24 protein-coding genes and 1 tRNA gene are annotated in these 25,075 nt (G+C 70.4%); 22 read left to right on the forward strand and 3 right to left on the reverse strand.

Annotation, left to right across the window (positions count from 1 at the left end):
- Nucleotides 1-2: 2 nt before the first annotated feature.
- The 11 genes from rsmI to H4N58_RS04050 all read left to right on the forward strand — a co-directional run bounded on the left by rsmI (nt 3) and on the right by H4N58_RS04050 (nt 13,849).
- Nucleotides 3-827 (forward strand): 16S rRNA (cytidine(1402)-2'-O)-methyltransferase, encoded by an 825-nt coding sequence (gene rsmI / locus H4N58_RS04000; RefSeq protein ID WP_167248946.1) that lies wholly within the window; start codon nt 3-5, stop codon nt 825-827.
- 112 nt (nt 828-939) lie between these two features.
- A complete protein-coding gene (locus H4N58_RS04005; RefSeq protein ID WP_167001663.1) occupies nt 940-2,124 on the forward strand; it encodes a hypothetical protein in 1,185 nt (394 codons plus the stop codon).
- Nucleotides 2,117-2,944 carry a hypothetical protein gene (locus H4N58_RS04010; RefSeq protein WP_167248944.1) on the forward strand — a complete coding sequence of 276 codons (828 nt, stop codon included), beginning with the start codon at nt 2,117-2,119 and terminating at the stop codon, nt 2,942-2,944. The genes H4N58_RS04005 and H4N58_RS04010 overlap by 8 nt, the downstream gene beginning before the upstream one ends.
- The gene (locus H4N58_RS04015) at nt 2,941-4,119 is read left to right on the forward strand and encodes a hypothetical protein (RefSeq protein WP_167001667.1); all 1,179 of its coding nucleotides are present in this window, start codon (nt 2,941-2,943) and stop codon (nt 4,117-4,119) included. The genes H4N58_RS04010 and H4N58_RS04015 overlap by 4 nt, the downstream gene beginning before the upstream one ends.
- Before the next feature lie 23 nt (nt 4,120-4,142).
- A complete protein-coding gene (metG, locus tag H4N58_RS04020; RefSeq protein ID WP_167248942.1) occupies nt 4,143-5,993 on the forward strand; it encodes a methionine--tRNA ligase in 1,851 nt (616 codons plus the stop codon).
- Nucleotides 5,990-6,835 carry a TatD family hydrolase gene (locus H4N58_RS04025; protein ID WP_208322269.1) on the forward strand — a complete coding sequence of 282 codons (846 nt, stop codon included), beginning with the start codon at nt 5,990-5,992 and terminating at the stop codon, nt 6,833-6,835. The genes metG and H4N58_RS04025 overlap by 4 nt, the downstream gene beginning before the upstream one ends.
- A 156-nt stretch (nt 6,836-6,991) precedes the next feature.
- On the forward strand, nt 6,992-8,098 hold the full coding sequence (locus H4N58_RS04030) for a resuscitation-promoting factor (RefSeq protein WP_167248940.1): 1,107 nt from the start codon (nt 6,992-6,994) through the stop codon (nt 8,096-8,098).
- Between the two features lie 8 nt (nt 8,099-8,106).
- On the forward strand, nt 8,107-8,964 hold the full coding sequence (rsmA, locus tag H4N58_RS04035) for a 16S rRNA (adenine(1518)-N(6)/adenine(1519)-N(6))-dimethyltransferase RsmA (protein ID WP_208322819.1): 858 nt from the start codon (nt 8,107-8,109) through the stop codon (nt 8,962-8,964).
- A gap of 9 nt (nt 8,965-8,973) precedes the next feature.
- Nucleotides 8,974-9,891 carry a 4-(cytidine 5'-diphospho)-2-C-methyl-D-erythritol kinase gene (locus H4N58_RS04040; RefSeq protein ID WP_167248936.1) on the forward strand — a complete coding sequence of 306 codons (918 nt, stop codon included), beginning with the start codon at nt 8,974-8,976 and terminating at the stop codon, nt 9,889-9,891.
- A 63-nt stretch (nt 9,892-9,954) separates the two neighbouring features.
- Nucleotides 9,955-11,712: an ABC-F family ATP-binding cassette domain-containing protein gene (locus tag H4N58_RS04045; protein WP_167001678.1), complete on the forward strand. Its 1,758-nt coding sequence runs from the start codon at nt 9,955-9,957 to the stop codon at nt 11,710-11,712.
- A 43-nt stretch (nt 11,713-11,755) separates the two neighbouring features.
- The gene (locus H4N58_RS04050; protein ID WP_167248934.1) at nt 11,756-13,849 is read left to right on the forward strand and encodes an efflux RND transporter permease subunit; all 2,094 of its coding nucleotides are present in this window, start codon (nt 11,756-11,758) and stop codon (nt 13,847-13,849) included.
- 49 nt (nt 13,850-13,898) lie between these two features.
- Here H4N58_RS04050 and H4N58_RS04055 read toward each other — a convergent pair whose 3' ends face one another.
- Nucleotides 13,899-14,393, reverse strand: coding sequence for a MarR family winged helix-turn-helix transcriptional regulator (locus H4N58_RS04055; RefSeq protein WP_167001682.1), 495 nt, complete (start codon nt 14,391-14,393; stop codon nt 13,899-13,901).
- A gap of 114 nt (nt 14,394-14,507) precedes the next feature.
- Between H4N58_RS04055 and H4N58_RS04060 the strand changes: the two genes are divergently transcribed.
- Both H4N58_RS04060 and H4N58_RS04065 read left to right on the forward strand, forming a co-directional pair.
- Complete coding sequence (locus H4N58_RS04060) at nt 14,508-14,720, forward strand: RNA polymerase subunit sigma-70 (RefSeq protein ID WP_167001684.1); 213 nt, start codon at nt 14,508-14,510, stop codon at nt 14,718-14,720.
- A gap of 1 nt (nt 14,721) precedes the next feature.
- On the forward strand, nt 14,722-15,249 hold the full coding sequence (locus H4N58_RS04065) for a Clp protease N-terminal domain-containing protein (RefSeq protein WP_167248932.1): 528 nt from the start codon (nt 14,722-14,724) through the stop codon (nt 15,247-15,249).
- Nucleotides 15,250-15,377: 128 nt separating this feature from the next.
- On the opposite strand, the gene H4N58_RS04070 is transcribed toward H4N58_RS04065, so the two are convergent.
- Nucleotides 15,378-16,028 carry a TetR/AcrR family transcriptional regulator gene (locus H4N58_RS04070; RefSeq protein ID WP_208322270.1) on the reverse strand — a complete coding sequence of 217 codons (651 nt, stop codon included), beginning with the start codon at nt 16,026-16,028 and terminating at the stop codon, nt 15,378-15,380.
- A gap of 277 nt (nt 16,029-16,305) precedes the next feature.
- Between H4N58_RS04070 and H4N58_RS04075 the strand changes: the two genes are divergently transcribed.
- Nucleotides 16,306-17,172, forward strand: coding sequence for a dienelactone hydrolase family protein (locus tag H4N58_RS04075; protein ID WP_167248930.1), 867 nt, complete (start codon nt 16,306-16,308; stop codon nt 17,170-17,172).
- Between the two features lie 160 nt (nt 17,173-17,332).
- Nucleotides 17,333-17,566, forward strand: a complete 234-nt coding sequence (locus H4N58_RS04080; RefSeq protein ID WP_167001689.1) for a hypothetical protein — start codon at nt 17,333-17,335, stop codon at nt 17,564-17,566.
- A gap of 32 nt (nt 17,567-17,598) precedes the next feature.
- Here H4N58_RS04080 and H4N58_RS04085 read toward each other — a convergent pair whose 3' ends face one another.
- A complete protein-coding gene (locus H4N58_RS04085; protein WP_167001690.1) occupies nt 17,599-18,543 on the reverse strand; it encodes an acyl-CoA desaturase in 945 nt (314 codons plus the stop codon).
- A gap of 168 nt (nt 18,544-18,711) precedes the next feature.
- On the opposite strand from H4N58_RS04085, the gene H4N58_RS04090 reads away from it, so the two are divergent.
- The 7 genes from H4N58_RS04090 (at nt 18,712) to H4N58_RS04120 (ending at nt 24,953) form a co-directional block, all read left to right on the forward strand.
- Nucleotides 18,712-18,791 (forward strand) — tRNA-Gln (locus H4N58_RS04090).
- A gap of 36 nt (nt 18,792-18,827) precedes the next feature.
- A complete protein-coding gene (gene glmU / locus H4N58_RS04095; protein WP_167248928.1) occupies nt 18,828-20,300 on the forward strand; it encodes a bifunctional UDP-N-acetylglucosamine diphosphorylase/glucosamine-1-phosphate N-acetyltransferase GlmU in 1,473 nt (490 codons plus the stop codon).
- Nucleotides 20,297-21,277 carry a ribose-phosphate diphosphokinase gene (locus H4N58_RS04100; protein WP_167001692.1) on the forward strand — a complete coding sequence of 327 codons (981 nt, stop codon included), beginning with the start codon at nt 20,297-20,299 and terminating at the stop codon, nt 21,275-21,277. Before glmU ends, H4N58_RS04100 begins: the two co-directional genes overlap by 4 nt.
- A 239-nt stretch (nt 21,278-21,516) precedes the next feature.
- Nucleotides 21,517-22,173 carry a 50S ribosomal protein L25/general stress protein Ctc gene (locus tag H4N58_RS04105; protein WP_167001693.1) on the forward strand — a complete coding sequence of 219 codons (657 nt, stop codon included), beginning with the start codon at nt 21,517-21,519 and terminating at the stop codon, nt 22,171-22,173.
- Between the two features lie 27 nt (nt 22,174-22,200).
- Nucleotides 22,201-22,785, forward strand: a complete 585-nt coding sequence (pth, locus tag H4N58_RS04110; RefSeq protein ID WP_167001694.1) for an aminoacyl-tRNA hydrolase — start codon at nt 22,201-22,203, stop codon at nt 22,783-22,785.
- Between the two features lie 138 nt (nt 22,786-22,923).
- Nucleotides 22,924-24,315 (forward strand): exopolysaccharide biosynthesis polyprenyl glycosylphosphotransferase, encoded by a 1,392-nt coding sequence (locus tag H4N58_RS04115; RefSeq protein ID WP_167001695.1) that lies wholly within the window; start codon nt 22,924-22,926, stop codon nt 24,313-24,315.
- On the forward strand, nt 24,315-24,953 hold the full coding sequence (locus H4N58_RS04120) for a hypothetical protein (protein WP_167001697.1): 639 nt from the start codon (nt 24,315-24,317) through the stop codon (nt 24,951-24,953). Before H4N58_RS04115 ends, H4N58_RS04120 begins: the two co-directional genes overlap by 1 nt.
- Nucleotides 24,954-25,075: the final 122 nt, after the last annotated feature.

The following is a 25,075-nucleotide window of genomic DNA, read 5'->3' on the forward strand; positions in this document are numbered from 1 at the left end:
CGGTGCTGATCCTCGCCGCCACGCCCATCGGGAACCCCGCGGACGCCTCGTCCCGGCTCCGCGACCTCCTCGCGACCGCCGACGTCGTCGCGGCGGAGGACACCCGGCGCCTCCGGCGGCTCGCGACCGACCTCGACGTACGGATCAGCGGACGCGTCGTCTCGTACTTCGAGGGCAACGAGGCTCGCCGTACGCCGGAGCTGGTCGCCGACCTCGAGGCCGGCCGTACGGTGCTGCTGGTCACTGACGCGGGCATGCCGAGCGTCTCCGACCCCGGCTACCGCCTCGTGGCCGCGGCGGTCGAGGCCGGGCTGGACGTCACGACGGCTCCGGGCCCGTCGGCCGCCCTGGCCGCGCTCGCCGTCTCGGGGTTGCCGGTGGACCGGTTCACCTTCGAAGGCTTCCTCCCGCGCAAGACGGGCGAACGCTACCGCGCGCTCGCCGCGCTGGCCGACGAGCCGCGCACCATGGTCTTCTTCGAGTCGCCGCACCGCACCCACGAGACGCTCGAGGCGATGGCGGCTGCGCTCGGCCGGGACAGACGTGGTGCGGTCTGCCGCGAGCTGACCAAGACGTACGAAGAGGTGCGGCGCGGCACCCTCGAGGAGCTCCTCGTGTGGGCTCGCCCCGGCGAGGAGGAGCGCGTCCGGGGTGAGATCACGATCGTCGTCGAGGGGGCCTCACCCCGCTCCTACGACGAGGAGACCCTGCGCGCGATGGTGGCCGACCGCGAGCGGTCAGGGCTGTCGCGCAAGGACGCGATCGCGGAGGTCGCCCGCGAGACGGGGGTCAGGCGGCGCGCGGTCTTCGAGCTCGTCCACCACTGAGGGCGGTGCTCCGTGGGCCGGTAGTATCGTGTTTCGCCCACCGCGAACAAAATCGACTTCACGTGCGAAGCCCTCGCCGCCGAGGTGCGAAGGTATCCCAACGAAAGCAGCCATGCAGGATATTCAGCCCCTTGCCCCCGGGACGCGACTCGTCCACATCGGCCCCTACAAGACGGGGACCACAGCCGTTCAGCACGCCTTCCACACGCGGCGCGATCAGGTCGCCGACGAGGGAGTCCACTACGCAGGGCGAGGGATCCAGCCGTACCGCGAGGTCATTGCCCTCACGGGGGCCAAGGGCCGTCGTGGCCACACCCCGGCCGACATCAGCGTGTGGGAGGAGCTCGTCGCCGAGATCCACCGCGCCGGAGACCAGCGTGTGGTGCTGAGCTGCGAGTCGCTCGCTAACGCGCACGCACCGGCGATCGAGCGCCTCTACGCCGACCTCGGGCCCGAGCGGGTGCACGTCGTCCGGATGCTCCGTCGCTACGACAAGATGCTGCCGTCGAAGTGGCAGCAGTCGGTGATGGGCGGGCTCAAGAGCGGCTTCGACCCCTGGCTGAAGAACGTGATCGACGACCCCGAGCACGACTTCTGGTTCCAGCACGGCAACGCCGACCTGACCGACCGTTGGGCGGACGTGGTCGGGCCCGAGAACATGACGCTGGTCGTGGTGGACGAGACCGACCGCGACTTCCTGTCCCGGACCTTCGAGCAGCTCCTCGACCTGACCCCTGGGCTGCTCAAGCCTGCTGCCGGCGGCGAGAACCGCTCGCTCTCACGCGGCGAGGTCGAGATGCTGCGCCGGTTCAACCAGATCGTGACGCCGCCGAAGTGGCGCGGTGAGGTGCACGAGCGCTACATCCGGTTCGGTGCCTCGCGTTCGATGAAGACGCTTCCGCGCAACCCCGACGATCCGAACGTCGCCACTCCGGAGTGGGCGTTCGCCCCGCTGGCCGAGCGCGCGGAGCGTGAGATCGCCGCCATCCGCGAGGCCGGCTTCAGGGTCATCGGCGACCTCGACGTGCTGCATGTGCCCAGACGTCCCGACCAGGCCGCCAACCCGACGGAGCTCGAGCCGGGGACGGTGCTCGCCGAGGTGGTCGCGCTCGCCGCGAGCGGAGTGGTCAAGGCCGGCCTGGCGAAACCGCCGATCCCTCTGTTCAGCGATCCTGAGGACCACGTCGGCGCGCTCCCGGAGAACGTCCGTCACGGTGCGGCGCTCACCCGCCGCGACATCGTGCACACGCTCGGACGGCGCGCGGCACGCAAGCTGAAGGCGGTGCGACGTGGCTGAGTCGTGGATCGTCCGCCTTCCTGGCACCGAGGACGCCACGCTCCCCGCAGCGGTCGGTGCCGCCAGCACCGACGTGACGCTCGGCGACGAGCTGGCGAGCCTCGACACGCTGATCGAGAGCGCGGCGGGGGAGCGACGCCCACAGGCCGTGACCCTCGTCGTCGGCAGCTGGGCAGACCTCGTGCCTCATCGCTGGGCCTCGCACGCGCTGGCGGGTGACGAGACCCCGTACACGGCGTGGCTGGATCAGATGTTCGCCGACGACGCACAAACCGTCTGGAACCGGCCGGACCTCCTCCTCGAGCGTCTCGTCGGCGCCGTCGGGTCTGCCGAGAAGGTGCACGTCGTGGTCGTCGAGGCGGGGCGTCCGCCGTCCGCGGACGCCGCCGCGCTCCTGCAGGCCACTCGGAGCGAGTACGCGAAGCGGGGCTGGGGGCAGGACGTGTTCGACCAGTACTTCGCCGCGACCGTGTGGCCCCGACGCCAGGCCAAGGGCGCTGCGCTCGGTGTCCCCGAGCACGTGGTCGTCGCCGCGCATCGCCTCGTCGACGCGCTCGGAGGAGCGGACGCGAGCGTCACCGGCAATCTCGCGGACGTCGACAAGCGCGGTCCTTCAGGGGACGGCGTGGTTCCGCGGGCGGTCTCCGCGGCCGCCGGCGCCGACGTCCTCGTCGCGACGATCGAGGCGACGGTCGACCCGGCTGAGGTCGCTGCGGGCCATGCAGTCTGGCGTCGAGCCGAGGAGCTGAGCTGGCGTGAGCTCGTCGCTCTCCTGCGCAAGTCGCGCACGGGCAGTGTGGCAGGTGAGCGACCGGCGTGAGCGAGGGAGGAACCGAGGTGGGCGCGGCAGGATCTGACCGATCCGAGATCCTCCTGCCCGACGACGCCCTCCTCCTTCACGTGGGCCCGCACAAGACCGGCACCACAGCCGTGCAAAGCGCGTTCTTCGTCGCGCGCGACGCGCTGGCCCCGTACGCCGTGAGCTATCCCGGACGCTCCCGCACGCCGATCCAGGCAGTCACCGCGCTCACCGGTCACGGACCGATGACCGGCGAGCCGCCGCTCGACTTCCGGGACTGGACGCGGTTCGTCGCCTCGGTGCCAGCGCACGGACGCGTCGTCGTCTCCAGCGAGTTCTTCGCCGACGCCAGGGGCGAAGCCGTCGCGCGCACGCTGAGCGACCTCGACGCCGAGCGCCTGCACGTCGTCGTGACCCTCCGCAGGCTGGACCGGATCGTGCCGTCGCAGTGGCAGCAGTACGTCCAGAACGGCGCGGTTGCACCGTTCCGACGGTGGTTGCGCAGGACTCTCGCCACCCCCGACCCGGACGCTTCAGGTTTCTGGCTGCGCCATCGCCACGATCTCCTCGTCCAGCGCTGGAGCGACGCGCTGGGGCCGGATCGCGTTCGCGTCGTCGTGGTGGACGACTCCGACCGTACGGCGCTGCTGCGGACCTTCGAGGCGATGGTCGGCGCTCCTGACGGCATCCTCGAGCCGGAGTCTGATCGCGAGAACCGCTCCCTCACGCTGCCCGAGGTCGAGATCGTACGGGCGCTGAACGCCGAGTTCCGCGGGCGCGGGTGGGAGCCGGCCGACTACCGCCGCTTCGTACGGATGGGGGTCACCCGTGCGCTCAAGGGAGTGGCGCCCGACCCTGCGGCCCCTCGCGTCGTCCTGCCTCGGTGGGCGGTGGAGAAGCTCCACGAGACGAGCACGGAGATGGTCGCGGCGCTGCGGGCGAGCGGTGTCGGCGTCGTTGGTGACCTGGACACGCTGATCGTCCCGCCGCCCACCGCGGACACGCCGGAGAAGATCCGCAAGACCGTCGACGTCCCGGCGGACCTCGCGGCGCGTGCCCTCGCCGGTGCGATCGACGCCGCGCAGCAGGGGGACAGCCTTGGCCTCGAGCGCGCTGCGCGCAGCTTTGCGCGGACGACGCCCGGCATGATCGTCACGCGGCTCGTCCGCCCACGCGGGCGCGGCGCCGCGCGCTGAGCGCGCTCCGTAGGATGGGGTCCATGTCCAAAACGGTCCTCACCGCGGTCGCCTGGCCCTACGCCAACGGCCCGCGCCACATCGGTCACGTGTCCGGGTTCGGAGTTCCCTCTGACATCTTCTCCCGGTACCACCGCATGATGGGCGATCGCGTGCTGATGGTCTCGGGCACCGACGAGCACGGCACACCGATCCTCGTGCAGGCCGACGCCGAGGGGTCGACCGCGCGCGAGCTCGCCGACCGCTACAACCGGGTCATCGTCGAGGACCTGGCCGGCCTCGGCGTCTCGTACGACCTCTTCACCCGCACGACGACGCGCAACCACTACGCGATCGCGCAGGAGGTCTTCGCCGGTCTGCACCGCAACGGCTATGTCGTCCCGCGGGTCACCACCGGGGCGATCTCGCCGTCGACCGGACGCACGCTGCCCGACCGCTACATCGAGGGCACCTGCCCGATCTGCGGGTACGACGGCGCGCGCGGCGACCAGTGCGACAACTGCGGCAACCAGCTCGATCCGGCCGACCTGATCAACCCACGCAGCAAGGTCAACGGCGAGACTCCCGAGTTCGTCGAGACCGAGCACTTCTTCCTCGACCTCCCCGCGCTCGCGTCGGCGCTGGCCGAGTGGCTCAAGTCGCGTGAGGACTGGCGCCCCAACGTCCTGCGATTCAGCCTCAACCTCATCGACGACCTGCGTCCCCGTGCGGTCACTCGTGACATCGACTGGGGCGTCCCGGTTCCCCTCGAGGGCTGGGCCGACCGCGCCGACAAGAAGCTGTACGTGTGGTTCGACGCCGTGATCGGCTACCTGTCGGCCTCGGTCGAGTGGGCGGTGCGTTCCGGTGATCCCGGCGCGTGGCGCGAGTGGTGGCTCGACCCCGAGACCGAGTCGGCCTACTTCATGGGCAAGGACAACATCACCTTCCACTCCCAGATCTGGCCGGCGCTCCTGCTCGGCTACCGCGGTCTGGGCGACAAGGGTGGTGAGCCGGGCCCGCTCGGCGAGCTCGAGCTGCCGACCGAGGTCGTCTCCTCGGAGTACCTCACGATGAGCGGGTCGAAGTTCTCGACGAGCCGCGGCACCGTCATCTACGTGCGTGACTTCCTGCGCGAGTACGGCCCAGACGCGCTGCGCTACTTCATCGCGGTCGCCGGCCCTGAGAACCAGGACTCCGACTTCACGTGGGAGGAGTTCGTGCGGCGCACCAACTTCGAGCTCGCGAACGAGTGGGGCAACCTCGTCAACCGCTCGGTGTCGATGGCCCACAAGAACTTCGGCGAGATCCCGACGCCGGGTCCGCTGACCGAGGCCGACCGGGCGCTGCTCGACGTCGCGGCCGCCGGGTTCGACACGGTCGGCGCCCACCTCGCGCGCAGCCGCTTCAAGCAGGCGATCAGCGAGGCGATGCGCGTCGTCACGGCCGCCAACCGCTATATCTCCGACATGGAGCCGTGGAAGCTCAAGGACGACCGGGAGCGTCAGGCCACTGTCCTCCACACGGTGCTCCAGGTCGTCGCCGACGCCAACACGATGCTCACGCCCTTCCTGCCGCACGCCGCGCAGCGCGTCTTCGAGACGCTCGGCGGTGCCGGCGTGTGGGCGGCGCAGCCGGAGGTGCACGAGGTGATCGACGACCTCCCCGCCGACCCGATCGGCGTCGGCATCCCCGAGCTCGGCCATCCTTACCCGGTGATCACCGGTGACTACATCGTCGAGCAGGCCGTGTGGCGTCGTACGGAGATCGTCGCCGGCACGCCTCTCGTGAAGCCGTCGCCGTTGTTCACCAAGCTCGACCCGTCCCTCGGCGAGACCGGCCCGGAGTGGGCACCGATCGTCACCGCCCCGGCCGAGCCCGAGGGCGCCGCGTGAGTGCGACCGGAGACCGGCCACCGCTTCCGGAGCCGTTGCCGCGTCCGGTGGTGGACAACCACTGCCACCTCGACATGGACGACTCGGCCGAGCAGCTGTCGGTGCTCGACGCCCTCGACCGCGCCCGCGCGGTCAACGTCCCACGGATCGTCCAGATCGGCTGCGACCTGCCCGGCGCGAAGTGGGCGGTTCAGGTCGCCGAGGCCCACGACGCGATCATCGCCGGTGTCGCGCTGCACCCCAACGAGGCTCCGCGCCTGGCCGCCGACGGGCAGCTCGACGACGCCCTCGCCGAGATCGAGTCGCTCGTCGTGTCCAGCCCGCGGGTGAGGGCGGTCGGCGAGACCGGCCTCGACTATTTCCGTACGGGCGAGGAGGGGCGTGCCGCACAGCACGAGTCGTTCCGTGCCCACATCGCGATGGCCAAGAAGCACGACAAGACGCTCGTGATCCACGACCGCGACTCCCACGCGGACGTCCTGGCCGTGCTCGACGAGGTCGGCGCGCCCGAGCGTACGGTCATGCACTGCTTCTCGGGGCACGCCGACTTCGCAAAGGCCTGCGTCGAGCGCGGCTTCTGGCTGTCGTACTCGGGCACGCTGACGTTCAAGAACGCCCAGCCCGTACGCGACGCGCTCGCCGTTACCCCGCTGGACCAGGTGCTCGTCGAGACCGACGCGCCGTTCCTCACGCCGACGCCGTACCGCGGCCGTCCGAACGCCTCCTACCTCGTGCCGACGACCGTACGGGCGATGGCGCAGGTCCTCGAGGTCGATCTGGCCGAGCTCTGCGACGCGATCGACGCCAACACCGACGCGGCCTTCGGGGGCACCTGGGGCTGACCCTCGCGGCGGGGCCTGAAGGGCCCACGCGTGACCGGTGAACCACAACGCGGTAAGTTTCCCGGTGGAGCGTGAGCGAGATCACGGGGGTTGGGTTTCAGGTCACGATCTGGTTACTCTGCCGAGAGTTTGTGTCCCGACCCCCGAGGGAGCCTCGTGCGTACCCGTCTCGCAGTCACCACCGTGAGCGCTGTCATCGTCGCCGCGATCGTCGCCGGCGTCCTGGCGTTCACCGTGTTCAACAAGACCGTCACCTTGAGCGTCGACGGCAAGGAGACCCAGGTCCGGACGTTCGGCGGCACCGTCGGCGACGTCCTCGACGCCGAGGGCATCGACCTCGGGGAGCGTGACGTGGTCGCGCCGTCGGTCGGATCCGGCATCAAGGACGGCACGAAGGTCGCTGTCCGCTATGCCCGTCAGCTCCTCCTCACCGTCGACGGTGAGGCCAAGACCTACTGGACGACCGCCCTGCGCGTCGACGAGGCGCTTGAGCAGCTGGGGATCCGTCCGCACGCCGCCGCCGAGCTCTCGACGAGCCGCAGTGCGAGCGTGCCCCGCGACGGCCTGACGATGTCGATCACCAGCCCGCACAAGATCCGCCTCGTCGCCGACGGCACCCGTCGTACGGTTTTCGCCGCGGGCGACACCGTCCGCGAGGCGCTTGACGGGCTCGGCATCACCCTCGGCGAGCACGACGAGGTCACCCCCAAGCCGTCCGCGACGCTCACCGCCGGCATGCGCGTCCGGGTCGTGCGCATCGCCAAGGTCGTCCGCACCAAGACCGAGGACGTCGCCTTCAAGACCAAGGTCCGCGAGGACGACGACATGGCGGCCGGCGAGACCAAGGTGGTCCGCAAGGGCAAGAAGGGCTCGGCCCGCATCACGTACGAGATCGTCCGCGCCGACGGCAAGGTCCGTTCCCGCAAGGCGATCAAGACCGTGGTCCTCGTCCCGGCGCGCGCGCAGGTCGAGCGCCACGGCACCAAGCCCGACACCCCGTCGCTCGACGCCGGCGACGGCTCGGTCTGGGACCGCCTCGCGAAGTGCGAGTCGGGCGGCAACTGGAGCATCAACACCGGCAACGGCTACTACGGCGGCCTGCAGTTCAACCTCGGGACGTGGCGTGCGTACGGGGGCCAGGGCTACCCGCACGAGAACACCCGCGAGCAGCAGATCGCCGTCGCCACCAAGCTGCGTGACGCCAACGGCGGCGGCTACGGCTCGTGGCCGCACTGCGCTTCGCAGCTGGGCCTCCCACGCTGAGCGGCTCAGTGAGGCTCCTCGGACCCGGTGACGTCCGTGCGCTGGCCGAGGAGCTCGATGTGGTCCCGACCAAGAAGCGTGGCCAGAACTTCGTCATCGACGCCAACACCGTGCGGCGCATCGTCCGCGCGGCCGGGGTCGACGCCGACGACGTCGTGCTCGAGGTCGGGCCAGGCCTGGGGTCGCTGACGCTGGCGCTGCTGGAGCAGGTACGCCACGTGGTGGCCGTCGAGGTCGACGGCCGGCTCGCCGCGGCGCTCCCGGCGACGATCGCCTCGTACGCGCCTGAGCGCACCGGCGACATCGACGTCGTGCACGCGGACGCGATGCAGGTGCGGGAGCTTCCCGGTCCCGTACCGACAGCCGTCGTCGCCAACCTGCCTTACAACGTCTCGGTGCCGGTGCTGCTGCACCTCTTCGAGCACGTCCCGACGATCGAGCGCGGCCTCGTCATGGTCCAGGCCGAGGTCGCCGACCGGCTGACCGCAGGCCCGGGGTCGAAGACGTACGGGGTGCCGAGCCTCAAGGCCGGCTGGTACGCCGACGTGCGCCCCGCGGGACGCGTCGGCCGTACGGTCTTCTGGCCCGCGCCCAACGTCGACTCCGGCCTCGTCGCATGGACGCGGCGCGAGCCGCCGACCGGTGCCGACCGCGCGCGGACGTTCGCGGTCATCGACGCCGCGTTCGCGCAGCGCCGCAAGACCCTGCGGGCCGCCCTGTCGGGCGTGGCGGGAGGCGCCGAGCAGGCGGAGGCGGCGCTGGTCGCGGCCGGCGTCTCGCCGCAGGCACGCGGCGAGACGCTCGATCTTGATGCGTTCGTCGCGATCGCCGGTGCGCTCGGCGACGACGTGACGCCCTCCCGGTAGTTTGTTGCGGTGCGTACGACGACCGTCCGGGTGCCGGCCAAGATCAATCTCTCGCTCGGGGTAGGACCCCGCAGGGAGGACGGCTACCACCCGCTCGCGACCGTCTACCAGGCGGTCGACCTGTGCGACGAGGTCCGGGCGACCGAGGTCGACGGCGACTCCGTGAGCGTCGAGGTCCACTTCGACGGCGACGGGTGGCGCGAGCAGGCGCCCGTGCCGACCGACGAGAACAACCTCGCCGTCAAGGCGGCGCTCGCGCTCCGGGACGCCTTCGGCGTGAAGTCGGGCGCCGCGCTGTCGATCCGCAAGGTGATCCCGGTGATGGGCGGGATGGCCGGAGGGTCGGCCGACGGCGCCGCGGCGCTGGTGGCCTGCGACGCGCTGTGGGGAACGGGTGCGTCGCGGGCGGAGCTGGAGGAGATCGCGGCGGGCCTCGGCTCGGACGTGCCGTTCCTCCTCCACGGCGGCACCGCGCTCGGCGGCGGGCGCGGCGAGGAGGTCAGCCCCGTCCTCGCGCGCGGCCGGTTCCACTGGGTCTTCGCGATCGCCGACCATGGTCTGTCGACGGCCGAGGTGTATGCGGGCTACGACGCGCGGCACGCGGACGCTCCGCCGCCGATGCCCGAGGTCCCCCCGACGCTCCTGACGGCGCTCGCGGCGGGCGACGCCGCCGGGGTCGGTGCGTCCTTGTCCAACGATCTGCAACCGGTCGCCCTCGCGCTCCGGCCGGAGCTGCGCGAGGTCTTGGCGGTCGGCGAGCAGGGCGGCGCCCTCGGGACGCTGGTGTCCGGCTCAGGCCCGACGGTGATGCTCCTCGCGGAGGACGCCGACCACTCCGCCCAGCTCGCGCGGATGCTGCTGGCCGAGGGCGTGTGTGTCGACGCCGTCCAGGCCACAGGACCCGAGCCCGGCGCACATCTGATCTGAGCGGTTCACCGCCCGGACCGGCGCGCCGCGAGAGCGCGTACGGCCGCCTCGTAGGCTTGCAGGGTGACCCCGCCCCAGAACCTCGTGAATCTCGACGGGGTGGACAAGACCCACGGGACCCGTACGCTCCTCGACGGCGTGAGCCTCGGGGTCGGCGCCTCGGACCGCATCGGCGTCGTCGGCCGCAACGGCGGCGGCAAGACCACCCTCCTGCGGGTGCTCTCGCGCATCGAGCCCGTCGACGCCGGACGCGTCACCCACGTACGGGGCCTCGAGGTCGGCTTCCTCAACCAGACCGACGAGCTCCACGAGGCACACACGCTCCGCGAGGCCGTCCTCGGTGGCAAGGCCGACCACGAGTGGGCGTCGGACCCCGACACGCGTGAGGTCGTCACGGTCCTGCTCGCCGGCGTGCCGCTCGACCGGCTCATCGAGGGGATGTCGGGTGGAGAGCGTCGCCGCGCCTCGCTCGCGCGCCTGCTCCTCGGCCAGCACGACCTGCTCGTCCTCGACGAGCCCACCAACCACCTCGACATCGACGCCATCGCGTGGCTCGCGCGCCACCTGCGCAACCGCGAGTGCGCGATCGTCGTCGTCACCCACGACCGCTGGTTCCTCGACGAGGTTGCGACCCGGACGTGGGAGGTGCACGACGGTGTCGTCGACCAGTACGACGGCGGTTACGCGGCGTACGTGCTCGCGCGTGCGGAGCGTGACCGTCAGGCCGCGGCGACCGAGAGCAGGCGCCTCAACCTCGTCCGCAAGGAGCTCGCCTGGCTGCGCCGCGGTCCTCCGGCGCGCACGTCGAAGCCGAAGTTCCGCATCGACGCCGCCAACGCGCTCATCGCCGACGAGCCGCCGCCGCGTGATCGCATGGAGCTCGAGCGCTTCGCGACGCAGCGGCTCGGCAAGGACGTGCTCGACCTGGAGGATGTGAGCCTGACCCGGGGGACCGCGACGATCCTCGACCACACGACCTGGCGCCTCGGTCCCGGCGACCGGGTTGGGCTCGTCGGCCCGAACGGCACCGGCAAGACGTCGATCATGCGCCTCCTCACCGGGACGCTCGATCCCGACCGGGGCCGGGTCAAGCGGGGCAAGACGATCTCGGTCGCCTACCTCTCGCAGGCGCTCGACGAGCTCGACCCGACCGTGCGGGTGCTCGACTCCGTCAGCGGGTCCGAGCTGCGGGCGACCTCGCTGCTCGAGGGCTTCGGGTTCACCGGCGACCTGCTCACGTCCCGGATCGGCGACCTGTCGGGCGGTGAGCGGCGGCGCCTCCAGGTGATGCGCCTGCTGCTCTCGGAGCCGAACGTGCTGCTCCTCGACGAGCCGACCAACGACCTCGACATCGATACACTGACGGTGATCGAGGACTATCTCGACCGATGGCCGGGGACACTGGTGGTCGTCTCGCACGACCGCTACTTCCTCGAACGGGTCACGGACACGGTGTACGAGCTGCCCGGGGACGGGTCTGTACGGATGCTCGTCGGCGGCATCGACGCATACCGGCCGCAGGACCTCGCGTCCCGTACCCGCGCAGGCACTGCGGCCGCAGCGGCATCGCCGCCGCCCGTCGCGACCAAGGGCTCGACTCTCTCGGGGGCCGAGGAGCGCGCCGCGCAGAAGGAGCTCGCGCGCATCGACCGGCGGCTGGCGCGGCTGTCCGAGCAGAGCGCGGTCATCGAGGCCGAGATGGCGGCGAACGCGACAGACGTCGGCAAGCTGTCCGAGCAGCAGGAGCGGCTGACGCGGATAGTGGAAGAGCGCGACGAGCTGGAGGCGTCATGGCTCGATATCGCGGACGTGTTAGGTTGATCATCACCCAGAAAGATAGATTTTCTACCTAAGTGGAGTGAGAGTGCCTCAGCAGGGACCCAACGACCGTTCGACCCGTCGACTCCGGTGGGTCCTCCCGATCGTCCTGGTGCTCGTCTGGCTCGTCGTCGGCGGGGCTGCGGGCCCGTTCGCCGGCAAGCTGGCGGAGGTCTCGGAGAACGACAACGCCGCCTTCCTGCCCGAGAGCGCGGAGTCGACGGAGGTCGCCAAGCTCCAAGAGGGCTTCGCCCCGGACACGGTCCCAGTTGTCATCATCTGGGAGTCCGACGCGCCGGCCACTGCCGAGGCTCGGGCGGCGGTCGCGGAGCAGCTCGAGGCCGTCGCTCGTGTCGAGGGCATCGAGCAGCCCGTCAGTCCGCCGGTTCCCTCGGAGGACGGCCGTGCGCTCGCGGGGTACCTGAAGATCTCGCCGTCGTACGAGGGTGAGGTCGAGACCGTCGTCGAGGACATCCGTGACGCGGTCGAGCCCGTCGACGGCATGACCCCGTACGTGACGGGGGCCGGTGGCTTCGCCGCCGACCTCGGCTCCGCGTTCGCCGGCATCGACGGTCTGCTCCTCGGGGTCGCGCTCGCCGTCGTCCTGGTGATCCTCCTCATCGTCTACCGAAGTCCGCTGCTGCCGTTCGCGGTCCTGCTGACGTCCGTCCTCGGCCTTGGTGTCGCGGCCTTCGTCGTGTACCAGCTGGCCGACGCGGGCATCCTGGCCCTCAACGGGCAGAGCCAGGGCATCATGTTCATCCTCGTCGTCGGTGCCGCCACCGACTATGCCCTCCTGCTCGTCGCCCGCTATCGCGAGGAGCTGCGTGCCCACGAGGACCGCGTCCAGGCGATGTGGATCGCCTGGCGTCGTGCGCTGCGGCCGATCCTCGCCTCGGGCGGCACCGTCATCCTCGGCCTGCTGTGCCTCCTGCTGTCCGACCTCACGTCCAACCGCAGCCTCGGGCCGGTCGCCGCGCTCGGCATCGCCGCCGCGATGCTCTCCGCGCTGACCTTCCTTCCGGCCGTGCTGCTGCTCTTCGGCCGGACGGCGTTCTGGCCGTTCCGTCCGCACGTCGGCACCGCCAAGCCCGAGGAGGCCGGGCTCTGGGGACGGGTCGCCCGTCTCGTGAGCCGCCGTCCCCGACGCGTGTGGGTGGTCGTGACGCTGATCCTCGCGCTGGGTGCCGCCTTCGCGCCGACCTTCAAGGCGTCGGGCGTCTCGCAGAGCGACTTCTTCCTCGGTGAGGTCGAGGCGGTCGCGGGGCAGGAGGCGCTGTCGCGTCACTTCCCGGGCGGCTCGGGGTCGCCGGCCGTCGTGGTCGCCCCGGAGTCCGACCTCGACGAGGTCGTCCGTACGGTCGAGGACACGGACGGTGTCGCGTCGGCCGAGCCGATGGCCGACGCCGCCGCTGCTCCCGCGGCTGCGGCGACCCCCAAGGTCGTCGACGGACGGGTGATGATCGAGGTCACCCTCGACGACGCTGCCGACTCGGCGGCGGCGGAGGACACCGTCCGCGACCTGCGCACAGCCCTGCACGATCTTGGCGACGACGTGCTCGTCGGTGGGGCGACCGCGCAGCAGATCGACGGCGACGACGTCGCGGAGCGCGACCGTACGATCATCATCCCGGTCGTGCTGATCGTCATCTTGCTCGTGCTGATCGTGCTCCTGCGATCGATCCTGGCGCCGGTGCTGCTGGTGGCGACCACGGTGCTCAGCTTCTTCGCCACGCTGGGTGTCGCGGGGCTGGTCTTCGACCACGTCTTCGGGTGGCCTGGGGCAGACCCCTCGGTGCCCTTGTATGCGTTCGTGTTCCTCGTTGCGCTGGGCATCGACTACAACATCTTCCTCATGACCCGGGTTCGCGAGGAGTCCGTGGAGCGTGGGACGCGTCAGGGCATCCTGCACGGCCTGGTCGTCACGGGCGGGGTCATCACGTCCGCAGGTGTGGTGCTCGCGGCGACGTTCTCCGCGCTGGCGGTGCTGCCGATCTTGTTCCTGGCGCAGATCGCGTTCCTCGTCGCGTTCGGCGTGCTGCTCGACACGCTCATCGTCCGCTCGCTGCTCGTCCCTGCGCTGTCGTACGACATCGGCGCACGGATCTGGTGGCCCAGCCGGCTGCAGCAGCGCCGCTGACCCGGCTGCCGCGCACGTACGCCGTGAGGGGCGCCGCCGGGCGACGCCCTCAGCTGGGGGCGTCGAACGGCAGCAGCAGGCCGCGGAGGAGCGACGCGAGTCGCTGGGCGTCGCCACCGCCAAGCGAGGCCAGCAGCTCGCGCTCACGTGCGAGCAGTGCCTCGAGCGCGGCGTCGACGGTCGAACGTCCCTCGTCGGTGAGGCGCACCTGGACGCCGCGTCGGTCGGCGGGGTCCGGCAGCCGTTCGACGAACCCGCGCGCGGTCAGGCGGTCGATGCGGTTGGTCATCGTGCCGCTGGTCACGAGCGTCTCGCGCAGCAGCTGACCGGGCGAGAGCTGGTACGGGGCTCCGGCGCGGCGCAGGGCGGACAGGACGTCGAACTCCCATCCGTCGAGGTCCTGGTCGGCGAAGGCCTCGCGTCGCGCCAGGTCGAGGTGGCGCGACAGACGGGAGACGCGGCTCAGCACCTCCATCGGATCGACGTCGAGGTCCGGGCGCTCGCGCCGCCAGGCAGCGACCAGTCGATCGACCTCGTCTCGCATGCCGCCAGCGTACCGTCGAGATTCTCGACATCGAGATGTTTCGTCGCGCGGGTCACAGGCTGCACGATGTCAATAAAGGTTGACGAGCGCGATGGTGTCAACTAATGTTGACGCATGGATCTGAAGGAAGCCACTGATGACGACCCGGCGGTCGGCCTCCGAGCCGTACGGGCGTTGCGCGACCTCGCCGAGCGGCTCGAGCGCCTCCAGGTCGAGCGGGCCCGCTCGCTCGGCTGGTCGTGGCAGCAGGTCGCCGATGCTCTCGGGGTCAGCCGGCAGGCGGCGCACAAGAAGCACGGTGGCCACGAGCGGCACGGGAAGGACTGACATGTTCGAGAAGTTCACGTCGACGGCGCGCTCCGCGGTCGTCGATGCCCAGGTGGAGGCGCACGACGTGGGGGACAGGCGCATCGAGCCGGTGCACGTGCTGGGCGCACTCGCGAAGCAGGAGCCGGCTGACGGCGCGCTGGCGCGGCACGGCGTCACGTACGAGGCGCTGCGGGCGGAGATCGCGCGCAGCGGCGCCGGTGCGCTGGACGCCGAGGCCCTCGCGGCGCTGGGGGTCGACGTCGACGCGGTCCGCGAGCGGGCAGAGACGACGTTCGGAGCGGGTGCCCTCGAGCGGGCGGGGCGCGGTCATGGGCATCTGCGTTTCACGCGCCAGAGCAAGGCCGTGTTGGAGCAGGCACTCCGTGTCACCGTCGCGGGTCCCGGGCGGGAGATCGGTGCCTCGCAGCTGCTTGCGGGCGTGCTCGCGGTGGACGACGTCCGAACGGCCACCGTGATCGCCGCGGTCTGTGACGATCCCGCCGCGCTGCGGGCCGATGTCGTACGCCTCGTGTCCGGCGGCGCCTGAGCGTCCACCGCCTCCGTACGGCGGCGTCTAGGCGTCCACCCGGCGCGGTGCGGCGGTGCGTGGGCGTCCATCCGCTGCGTGTCGGTGGACGTTGAGCCATCGATGGGGCGTCGCCGTCGCGGCGGCGCCTACTCCTCGCCGTCGCGGGAGAGCAGCTCGGGCTTGGCGTCGAGGTGGGAGAGCCCGTTCCAGGCGAGGTTGACGACATGCGCGGCGACGACGTCCTTGCTCGGCTTGCGGGCGTTGAGCCACCACTGGCCCGTCGTGGAGACCATGCCGACGAGCATCTGGGCATACATGGGAGCGAGCTTCGCCTCGTACCCGCGCTCCTTGAACTCGCCGACGAGGATGTCCTCCACGCGGCTCGCGATGTCGCTGATGATGCTCACGTACGAGCCGGTGGGTGTGCCGACGGGCGCGTCGCGGACCAGGATCCGGAACCCGTCCGAGCTCGTGTCAATGTAGGTGAGCAGGGCGTACGCGGCCCGTTCGAGGAGCTCGCGGGGGCCGCCCTCGGTGAGCGCCGAGCGCATCCCGCCGAGGAGGGTCTGCACCTCGCGGTCGACGACGACAGCGTAGAGGCCTTCCTTGCCGCCGAAGTGTTCGTAGACGACCGGCTTCGACACCGATGCCCGCGAGGCGATCTCCTCGACGGTCGTGCCGTCGACGCCCTTCTCGGCAAAGAGGGTGCGGGCGATCTCGATGAGCTGCTCACGACGCTCGGCAGCGGTCATCCGCTTGCTGCTGCGCTTGGGCTCCGGATCGGTGTTCTTGGCCATTCTCGGCATTCTTCCTCACGGCGCCGTGAGGGCGGCGGGCGCGTCGTCGCGCGCAGATTCCCGGTATCCCAGCGTCCGGCGGGGCGTCTCGATGGCGGGCGATCCCGCGTCCCAGCAACTAAGCAAGCGCTTAGTTTTCATGGATCCTTAGCAGAAGAAGGAAGTTCTGTGGTGCTATTGCCCCTTTTGTCATCGAGTCGTTAACGTCCCGTTCACTTCGCGGGCTCCCGGATCGGCTGGGGGTGTTCTCGGGCCGCAGATCGAACAGGAGAACGAGATGTACAGACAGCTTGTGGTCCGGCTCGCGGCCCTCGTCGCGACCGTGACCCTCCCTCTCGTCGGTGTCGCGGCACCGACCGCGGTCGGTGCGGAAAACCCGTACGAACGCGGCCCCGCCCCGACCACGTCGAGCGTGCTCGGCAACGGCTCGTACAGCGTCGGCTCGACCTCGGTGTCGAGCCTGCTCGTCACCGGATTCGACGGCGGGACGATCTATTACCCGTCGACGACCTCGGACGGAACCTTCGGCGGTGTCGTACTCGCCCCGGGCTTCACGGCGACGTCGAGCGCGTACGCGGGGCTCGCGCGCCGCGTCGCCTCGCACGGGTTCGTGGTGTTCGCGATCGACACGACGACGACTCTCGACCAGCCGGACAGCCGGGGCCGGCAGATCCTCGCCGCGCTCGACTACCTGACGCAGCGCAGCTCGGCGAGGTCGCGTGTCGACGCTTCACGCCTCGCCGTGTCGGGGCACTCGATGGGCGGCGGCGGCACCCTTGCAGCCGCCAACTCGCGCTCGAGCCTCAAGGCCGCGGTCGCGCTCCAGCCGTGGCACACCACGAAGAGCTGGCCCGGCGTCCGCGTGCCGACGATGATCATCGGCGCGCAGACCGACACGATCGCGCCGAACTCCTCGCACTCGATCCCGTTCTACAACAGCCTGACCGGGGCAACTGAGCGCGCGTACGGGGAGCTCCGCAGCGAGGGGCACCTGGCGGCCAACACCAACCCGGACTGGCAGGGACGCCTCATGGTGACCTGGCTCAAGCGCTACGTCGACGCCGACCTGCGCTACTCGCCGTTCCTCTGCCCGGCGCCGAGCTCGACCTCGTTGTCGGACTACCGCAGCTCCTGCCCGGACTGAGCGGGCGGGGACAGAGAAGTCCCTCCGGAGAACGGGCCGGGCGCGATGGTGGAAGCATCGCGCCCGGCCCTCTCATGATGAACGACGGACCCAAGACGGCTTGCGGTCCCTCACGACCAGGCGGACTGTGGAAGGAGAGCACGTCTCCCGAGGAGGTCGCATGCACGTCAGCAACGTCGTCAAGTGGAGTGTGGTCGTCGCCGTGGTCGCCGGGTTCGTCATCTCCGGCCTCGTGGTGATCCTGCTGGTCCGCAATGGCGTCCTCAACAGCTATCCGTGGGAGTCCGTCGGCACCGCGCTGGCGATCTTCGGCGCCATCTGCGCCCTCGTGACGGGGATCGCCGAGGCCGACGTCGGCAGCCACAAGACCAAGCGCGACGCCTCGCCGCACTGACGCCACGCCGGGGCCTGGTCTGACCGCAGGCGTCAGGCGCTGACGCGCTTGGCGTCGATGCGCGACGCCACCGGCCAACGGACGTCGCGTACCCAGCCGGCCTTCTCGAAGAGCCAGATCAACCGTGCCGAGATGTCGACCTGGCCGCGCAGCACACCGTGGCGCGCGCACGTGGGGTCGGCGTGGTGGAGGTTGTGCCAGGACTCGCCCATCGACGGGATCGCCAGCCACCAGACGTTGCCGGAGCGGTCGCGCGACTTGAAGGGCGCCTCGCCCATCGTGTGGCAGATCGAGTTGATCGACCAGGTCACGTGGTGCACGAGGAAAACCCGGACCAGCGAACCCCAGAAGAACGCGGTCACGGCGCCCTGCCACGACCAGGTGACCAGGCCACCGATCACGGCGGGGGCGGCCAGCGACACGAGCACCCACATCGGGAACTGCTTGGACAGCCGTACGATGTCGCGGTCCTTGAGGAGGTCCGGCGCGTACTGGCGCTGCGGCGTCTGCTCGGCGTTGAACATCCAGCCGAGGTGCGCGTACGCGAAACCCTTGGTCAGCGCGGGGATGGTCTCGCCGTAGCGCCACGGCGAGTGCGGGTCGCCCTCGCGGTCGGAGAACTTGTGGTGCTTGCGGTGGTCGGCGACCCAACGGGTGATCGGGCCTTGGATCGCAAGGCTGCCGGCGATGCCCAGCGCGATCTTGACCGCACGGTTCGGCTTGAACGACTTGTGGGTGAAGAGGCGGTGGAGCCCGACCGTGACGCCGAGCGAGCCGATCAGGTAGAAGACGGCGAGCAGGGCGAGGTCGACGGGCCCGAGCCACCCGCCCCATGCCACCGGCACTGCAGCGAGCAGTGCGAGGAACGGGACGGCGACGAAGACGCCGAGGGTGAGCTGCTCTACCTTGCCCGGCGGCGTGCCTTCGGCGCCGAAGCCTGCCTCGTTGCGCAGTGGGGTCTCGAGCCGTGCCGACATGCGGACTCCTCGTGGTAGGGGTCGGGCCTCGGTCGTGGTCGGGGAAGGATTTCGGGAAGCGTAACTTACGCGTCCGTAGGTTTCAGTGTTGCCCGAGGTGCGCGACAGATCAAGAGGACCGCCGATGTGTGCGCGGGCGTCGGTGTTCCGTACGCTGGGTGCGGATGATCCCCGGTTGGTCTGTCGGCAGGGCCCGCCGCACTTTGAATGCGGATCAAGCGACGTAGGTTCGACTCCTACCCGGGGAGCTCATCCGCCCAGCGACGAACGGTGGAGAGGAACGCGTGAGCGAGCAGGCTCCAATCAGCGTGATCGTGCTGGCCGCAGGCGGGGGCACCCGCATGAGGTCGAAGACGATGAAGGTGCTGCACCCCCTCGCCGGGAGGTCGCTCCTCGGGCATGCGCTGCACGCCGCGCGCGGGGTCGCGCCCGACCACGTCGTCGCCGTCGTCGGCAACCAGCGCGAGCAAGTCGCCGAACACCTCGCGCAGATCGACCCCGACGTCGTCCAGGCGGTCCAGGAGGAGCAGCTCGGCACCGGCCACGCCGTCGCGATCGGGCTCGCGGCACTCGGGGACGACCTCGCCGGGACTATCGTCGTCGTGTACGGGGACGTGCCTCTCCTCCAGCCCGAGACGCTCGAGGCCTTCCTGGAGGACCACCGCGCGCACGACCGTACGCTCTCGGTGCTCACCGCCCGGGTCGACGACCCGCACGGCTACGGACGCGTGGTCCGCAACGACGACGGTACGGTCGCGGCCATCGTCGAGGAGAAGGACGCGACCGACGCGCAGCGCGCGATCGACGAGATCAACTCCGGCATCCTCGCCTTCGACGCCGAGTGGGCGCGTGACGCGCTGCGGCAGGTCGGCAACGACAACTCCCAGGGCGAGTACTACCTCACCGACCTCATCGGCATCGCCGTCGGGCAGTCGCGACCCGTCGGGGCGTACGAGATCGACGACGCCGTCCAGACCGAGGGCGTCAACACCCGGGTGCAGCTGGCCCGGATGGCGGCCGAGGCCAACCGCCGCATCGTCGAGCGCCACATGCTCGCGGGCGTGACGGTGGTCGATCCGGCGACGACCTGGATCGACGTGGACGTCTCGATCGGCGCGGACACGACGATCCTCCCGGGCACCCAGGTGCTCGGGGCGACGACGATCGGCGCGGACGCGGTGATCGGCCCCGACTGCACGCTGACCGACATGGAGATCGGCGACGGCGCGAGCGTCGTCCGTACGGTCGGGTCGTTGTCGGTGATCGAGGCCGGCGCGTCGACCGGACCGTTCACCTACCTGCGCCCCGGCACGACCGTGGGCGAGGGCGGCAAGCTCGGCGCCTTCGTCGAGGCGAAGAACACCCGGCTCGGCGCTGGAGCCAAGGTGCCCCACCTGTCGTACGTCGGCGACGGCGACATCGGGGAGGGCGCCAACGTCGGCGCGGGGACGATTTTCGCCAACTACGACGGTGTCAACAAGAACCGGACGAGCATCGGGGCGCACGCCCGTACCTCGTCGAACAACACCTTCGTGGCGCCGGTGAGCGTCGGTGACGGTGCGTTCACCGGTGCTGGTTCGACCATCCGCGAGGACGTCCCGTCGGGGGCGCTGGCGGTGTCGGCCGGATCACAGCGCACCATTGAAGGGTGGGTCGCCCGGAAGCGTCCGGGCACCCCGTCCGCGGAGGCCGCCGCGCGCGCCCGCGCGGAGCATGACAGCGACGACAGTGACGACGTCCAGGAGAGCACCTCGTGACCGGTATCAAGCGCACCACCGAGAAGAACCTCATGCTCTTCTCCGGACGTTGCCACCCCGCGCTCGCCGAGGAGGTCGCGAAGGAGGTCGGAACCGCACTGGTCCCGACCTCCGTCTACGACTTCGCCAACGGCGAGATCTACGTGCGCTACCAGGAGTCGGTCCGCGGCTCCGACGCGTTCGTGATCCAGAGCCACGCCGCCCCGATCAACGAGGCGATCATGGAGCAGCTGCTCATGGTCGATGCGCTCAAGCGCGCCTCGGCGAAGCGGATCACGGTGATCCAGCCGTTCTACGGCTACGCGCGCCAGGACAAGAAGCACCGCGGCCGCGAGCCCATCTCGGCCCGCCTCATGGCCGACCTGTTCCTCACCGCCGGCGCTGACCGGCTGATGACGGTGGACCTGCACACCGCGCAGATCCAGGGCTTCTTCGACGGCCCGGTCGACCACCTGATGGCGATGCCGATCCTCACCGACTACGTCCTCGAGCGGTACGGCGACAAGCGTCTCGCCATGGTCTCGCCCGACGCCGGCCGCATCAAGGTCGCCGAGAACTGGGCCGAGAAGCTCGGTGGCGTCCCGCTGGCGTTCATCCACAAGACCCGCGACATCGACCGGCCCAACGCGAGCGTCGCGAATCGCGTCGTCGGTGACGTCCAGGGCCGTACCTGCATCCTCGTCGACGACCTCATCGACACCGGCGGCACGATCGTCCAGGCGTGCGAGGCGCTGATGGAGGCCGGCGCGGCCGACGTCATCATCGCCGCCACCCACGCGGTGTTCTCGGGCCCTGCGGTCGAGCGGCTCGAGAAGTGCTCGGCCGCCGAGGTCATCATCACCAACACGCTTCCGCTCCCCGACGAGAAGCGCTTCGACAAGCTCACCGAGCTGTCGATCGCGCCGCTGCTCGGGCGCGCGATCCGTGAGGTCTTCGAGGACGGCTCGGTGACGAGTCTCTTCGACGGCAAGGCCTGAGCACGCCGCTCCCGCCGCCCGCGTCCTGCAACCCGTTTCGACAGGGCTCGTTCCGCCCTTGTAGGATGGGGAAGTTGCCTCGGCGAGGGTTGGCTTTCCGTCAGCCGTGATCGACTTGGTGTCTTGGACACAAGGTGTGTCTCGGACAGCGTGCGCGATGCGGCCGTCCGAAAGACCACCGTCGCCGGGGTGCGACCACCGCTCATAGATACCCAGAGTTCCAGAGGAGCAACACCGCCGTGTCCGAGATCAAGATCAAGGCTGAGACGCGTACCGAGTTCGGCAAGGGCGCCGCTCGCCGTATCCGCCGTGAGAGCAAGGTTCCTGCGGTTCTCTACGGGCACGGCATCGACCCGATCCACGTGACCCTCCCCGGCCACGAGCTGATGCTCGCCCTCAAGCAGCCGAACGCGCTGCTGTCGGTCGACGTGGACGGCGACGCGCAGCTCGCGCTGCCCAAGCAGGTCCAGCGCGACCCGATCAAGGGCTTCATCGAGCACGCCGACCTGCTCGTCGTCCGCAAGGGCGAGAAGGTCACGGTCGACATCACGATCAACGTCGTCGGTGAGGTCATCGGCGGCGCCATGGTCGTCACCGAGAACGCCACCGTCGCGATCGAGGCCGAGGCGACCCACCTCCCCGAGGCCATCGAGGTCTCCGTCGAGGGCCTGGACGCCGGCGCGCAGATCCACGCGTCCGACCTGCAGCTCGCCAAGGGCTCGTCGCTGGCCGTCGACGCCGACACGCTCATCGTGAACGTCGTCGCCGCGCCGACCGCCGAGCAGGTCGAGGCCGAGCTCGAGACCGCCGAGGCCGAGGCCGGCATCGAGCGCGAGGAGTCGCAGGCCGAGGCCGAGGTGGCCGACGCCGCCGAGGCTGCTCCCGCCGCCGAGTGACCTCCTGACGCAGACGGGAGCGACGCGGTGACTGACTCACCGTGGCTGATCGTCGGCCTCGGCAACCCCGGGCCGTCGTACGCCCAGACGCGTCACAACATCGGCTACGCGGTGGCCGACCGGCTCGCGGAGCGGATCGGCGGTCGCTGGAAGTCGCACAAGCCCACCCGCACGGACGTCGTGGAGGGCCGCCTCGGCGGCGTTCCCGGCGTCCGTGTCGTGCTGGGCAGGGCGCGGTCCTACATGAACGAGAGCGGTGGCGGAGTCCGCGCGCTGTCGACGTTCTACAAGATCCCGCCCGAGCAGCTCGTGGTCGTCTACGACGAGCTCGACCTGCCGTACGAGACGATGCGCGTGAAGTTCGGCGGCGGCGACAACGGCCACAACGGGCTGAAGTCGATCCGCGCCTCGCTCGGTACCGGCGACTACTACAAGGTGCGCGTCGGCATCGGTCGCCCGCCCGGTCGCCAGAACCCGGCTGACTACGTCCTGAAGCCCTTCTCGAGCACCGAGCGCAAGGAGCTGCCGCTCGTGGTGGAGACGGCGGCAGATGCGGTCGAGACCCTGGTCACGGCCGGTCTCGAGGTCGCGCAGCGCGAGTTCAACAGCTGACTGAAGTCCCCGACGTGGCGCCCGCCACGATTTTGTGAAACACCCTCATCGTGGACCGGTGATCTGATTCACTCCATCGGGTAGCACCAACTATCGGGGTGGAGTGCAGTGACGGATCTTGGGGTCGCTTCCGAGCGCATGACGACAGCACGAGGGGCAGCGTTCACGACGCCCTCGCAGCTGGTCGTCAAGATGCGCAACCGGTCGCGCATGGCGGCCCTCGCCTTCCTGCTCTCGACCCTCGGCAGCGCCTTCGTCGCGGCTGTCCTGGCCCCGTCGACCGGGTACGAGCTCTGGCTCGTCGTCGCCGCGATCGGCGTGCTCCTCGCCGTCGAGTTCGCGACGATCCCAGCGTACGAGCGCACCCGCTCGCTCCGGCCGGCCCGCCGCCTGGTCGTCTGCGGCAGCGTCGGCGTCCTCGTCCTGGTCGTGTTCGAGGTGATGTCGCCGGCAACGGCGCGTGCCAGCCTTCTCGTCGTCCTCACCGCGGCCACTCTCAGTGCGTCCGCCGTGGTCCTGCGCCGGATCGTCGCCTCTCCGGTGTCGCTGCTCCTCGTGGGTGACCGCGACGGTGTCGGCCACTTCCTCGCGCAGTGGTCGGAGCGCTCCGACATCGAGATGAAGGGGATCTGCCTCGTCACGGAGGACGACGAGGCCGTGGTGCCGCACACGCTAGGTGGTGTGCCGGTCGTCGGCGCGCTCACCGACGTGGGTGACGCGGTCGGTCGACTCGCCGTGGACGGTGTGATGGTCGCTCCTGGCCCCTCCCTCAGTGCGTACGACGTGCGCAGGATCAACTGGGCGCTCGACCACTCGCTCGTCGAGCTCACGGTTGCGACCGAGGTGCACGGCGCATGGCCGCACCGCGTGCAGCCTCGCGTGCTCGGGCGCCGTCTCGTGCTGTCGGTGCGGCCTGGCCGCCGTCCCCGCCTGGTCAGCCTGGCCAAGGCCATGATCGACCGCGTCGGCTCCGGCGCGCTCCTCCTGCTCCTCAGCCCGCTCTTCCTCGCCGTCGCGGTCGCCGTACGGGTGTCCAGCCCCGGCCCGGTCTTCTTCCGCCAGATCAGGACGGGCATGAACGGCGAGCCGTTCGCGATGCTGAAGTTCCGCACGATGGTCGTCAACGCCGAGGAGCTCGTCGACGAGCTCCTCGAGCTCAACGAGGGCTCGGGCCCGCTGTTCAAGCTTCATGACGACCCACGCGTGACCCGCGTCGGCAAGATCCTGCGCAAGACGTCGCTCGACGAGCTCCCGCAGCTGATCAACGTCGTCCGCGGCGACATGTCGCTGATCGGTCCGCGCCCGGGGCTTCCGCGCGAGGCCGAGACGTACGACTCCTGGATCCGGCACCGCCTCGAGGTCAAGCCCGGCATGACCGGCCTGTGGCAGGTGAGCGGGCGCTCCAACCTCAGCTGGCAGGACTCCGTGCGTCTCGACATCGACTACGTCGACAACTGGACGATCCGCTCCGACCTCGCGATCGTCGCGAGGACGGCACGCGCGGTGATCAAGGGCGACGGGGCACGCTGATGGACACGGCGAACGACTCGGGGCGGCGCCGACTGACCGGCCTGATCGGCGCGGCCGTCGGCCTGATCGTCGTCGGGCTCGTCGTGGTCTTCCTCGTCGCACGACCGTCGGCCGACGGCGGCGACGGAGGCAAGGGCTCTGAGGCCTCGGCCCAGCAGCTTCCGGACAATCCGTCGAGCGATTTCACTCCGGGTTCGCTGGAGACCGTGCCGGTCGAGGAGGTCGAGCCCGCGAAGTCGGTCGCCCTGGACGAGAAGGCGACGCTCGGACCGGGCCTCACCGCAAACGTGGCGAGCCTGCGTGCCGTCAAGGGCACGGCGCGCGGACCGGGTGAGATCGCGGGCCCCGCGCTCCAGGTGCGGATCGCGGTCGACAACGGCGCCGACGAGGCGATCGCGCTCGGACGCGCGGTCGTCGAGGTGAGCTATGGCAAGAAGCAGACGCCAGGCGTCGAGCTGAGCGGACCGGGGGTCGCGCCGTTCCCGGCGAGCCTCGAGCCCGGCAACTCGGCCGAGGGCACGTACGTGTTCGGGGTGCCCAAGGGTGCTCGCGGACGTGTGCAGATCACGATCGCCTACACCGCGGGGCAGCCGCCCGCGGTGTTCGAGGGCGACGCGACCGCGGGAGCGGTGCGATGACGTCCGGAGAGCGGGTCAGTCCCGCCGTCGCGGACATGCCGGTACGGCGCGTGGTGCGCCGTACTCCAAGAACTCTTTGAAGACTCAGGACCCGCAGATGGGCGGGCCTGTCAGCAGAACGG

This window comes from Mumia sp. ZJ1417, assembly GCF_014127285.1.
Taxonomy (GTDB): domain Bacteria; phylum Actinomycetota; class Actinomycetes; order Propionibacteriales; family Nocardioidaceae; genus Mumia.

Bases quoted from the DNA above. Each gene is read 5' to 3' on its own strand.
- H4N58_RS04055 (WP_167001682.1), bottom strand. From the start codon at position 14,393: ATGCGAGACGAGGTCGATCGACTGGTCGCTGCCTGGCGGCGCGAGCGC.
- H4N58_RS04070 (WP_208322270.1), bottom strand. From the start codon at position 16,028: ATGGCCAAGAACACCGATCCGGAGCCCAAGCGCAGCAGCAAGCGGATG.
- H4N58_RS04060 (WP_167001684.1), top strand. From the start codon at position 14,508: ATGGATCTGAAGGAAGCCACTGATGACGACCCGGCGGTCGGCCTCCGA.
- H4N58_RS04005 (WP_167001663.1), top strand. From the start codon at position 940: ATGCAGGATATTCAGCCCCTTGCCCCCGGGACGCGACTCGTCCACATC.
- metG (WP_167248942.1), top strand. From the start codon at position 4,143: ATGTCCAAAACGGTCCTCACCGCGGTCGCCTGGCCCTACGCCAACGGC.
- H4N58_RS04075 (WP_167248930.1), top strand. From the start codon at position 16,306: ATGTACAGACAGCTTGTGGTCCGGCTCGCGGCCCTCGTCGCGACCGTG.
- H4N58_RS04085 (WP_167001690.1), bottom strand. From the start codon at position 18,543: ATGTCGGCACGGCTCGAGACCCCACTGCGCAACGAGGCAGGCTTCGGC.
- H4N58_RS04115 (WP_167001695.1), top strand. From the start codon at position 22,924: ATGACGACAGCACGAGGGGCAGCGTTCACGACGCCCTCGCAGCTGGTC.
- H4N58_RS04120 (WP_167001697.1), top strand. From the start codon at position 24,315: ATGGACACGGCGAACGACTCGGGGCGGCGCCGACTGACCGGCCTGATC.
- H4N58_RS04080 (WP_167001689.1), top strand. From the start codon at position 17,333: ATGCACGTCAGCAACGTCGTCAAGTGGAGTGTGGTCGTCGCCGTGGTC.
- H4N58_RS04065 (WP_167248932.1), top strand. From the start codon at position 14,722: ATGTTCGAGAAGTTCACGTCGACGGCGCGCTCCGCGGTCGTCGATGCC.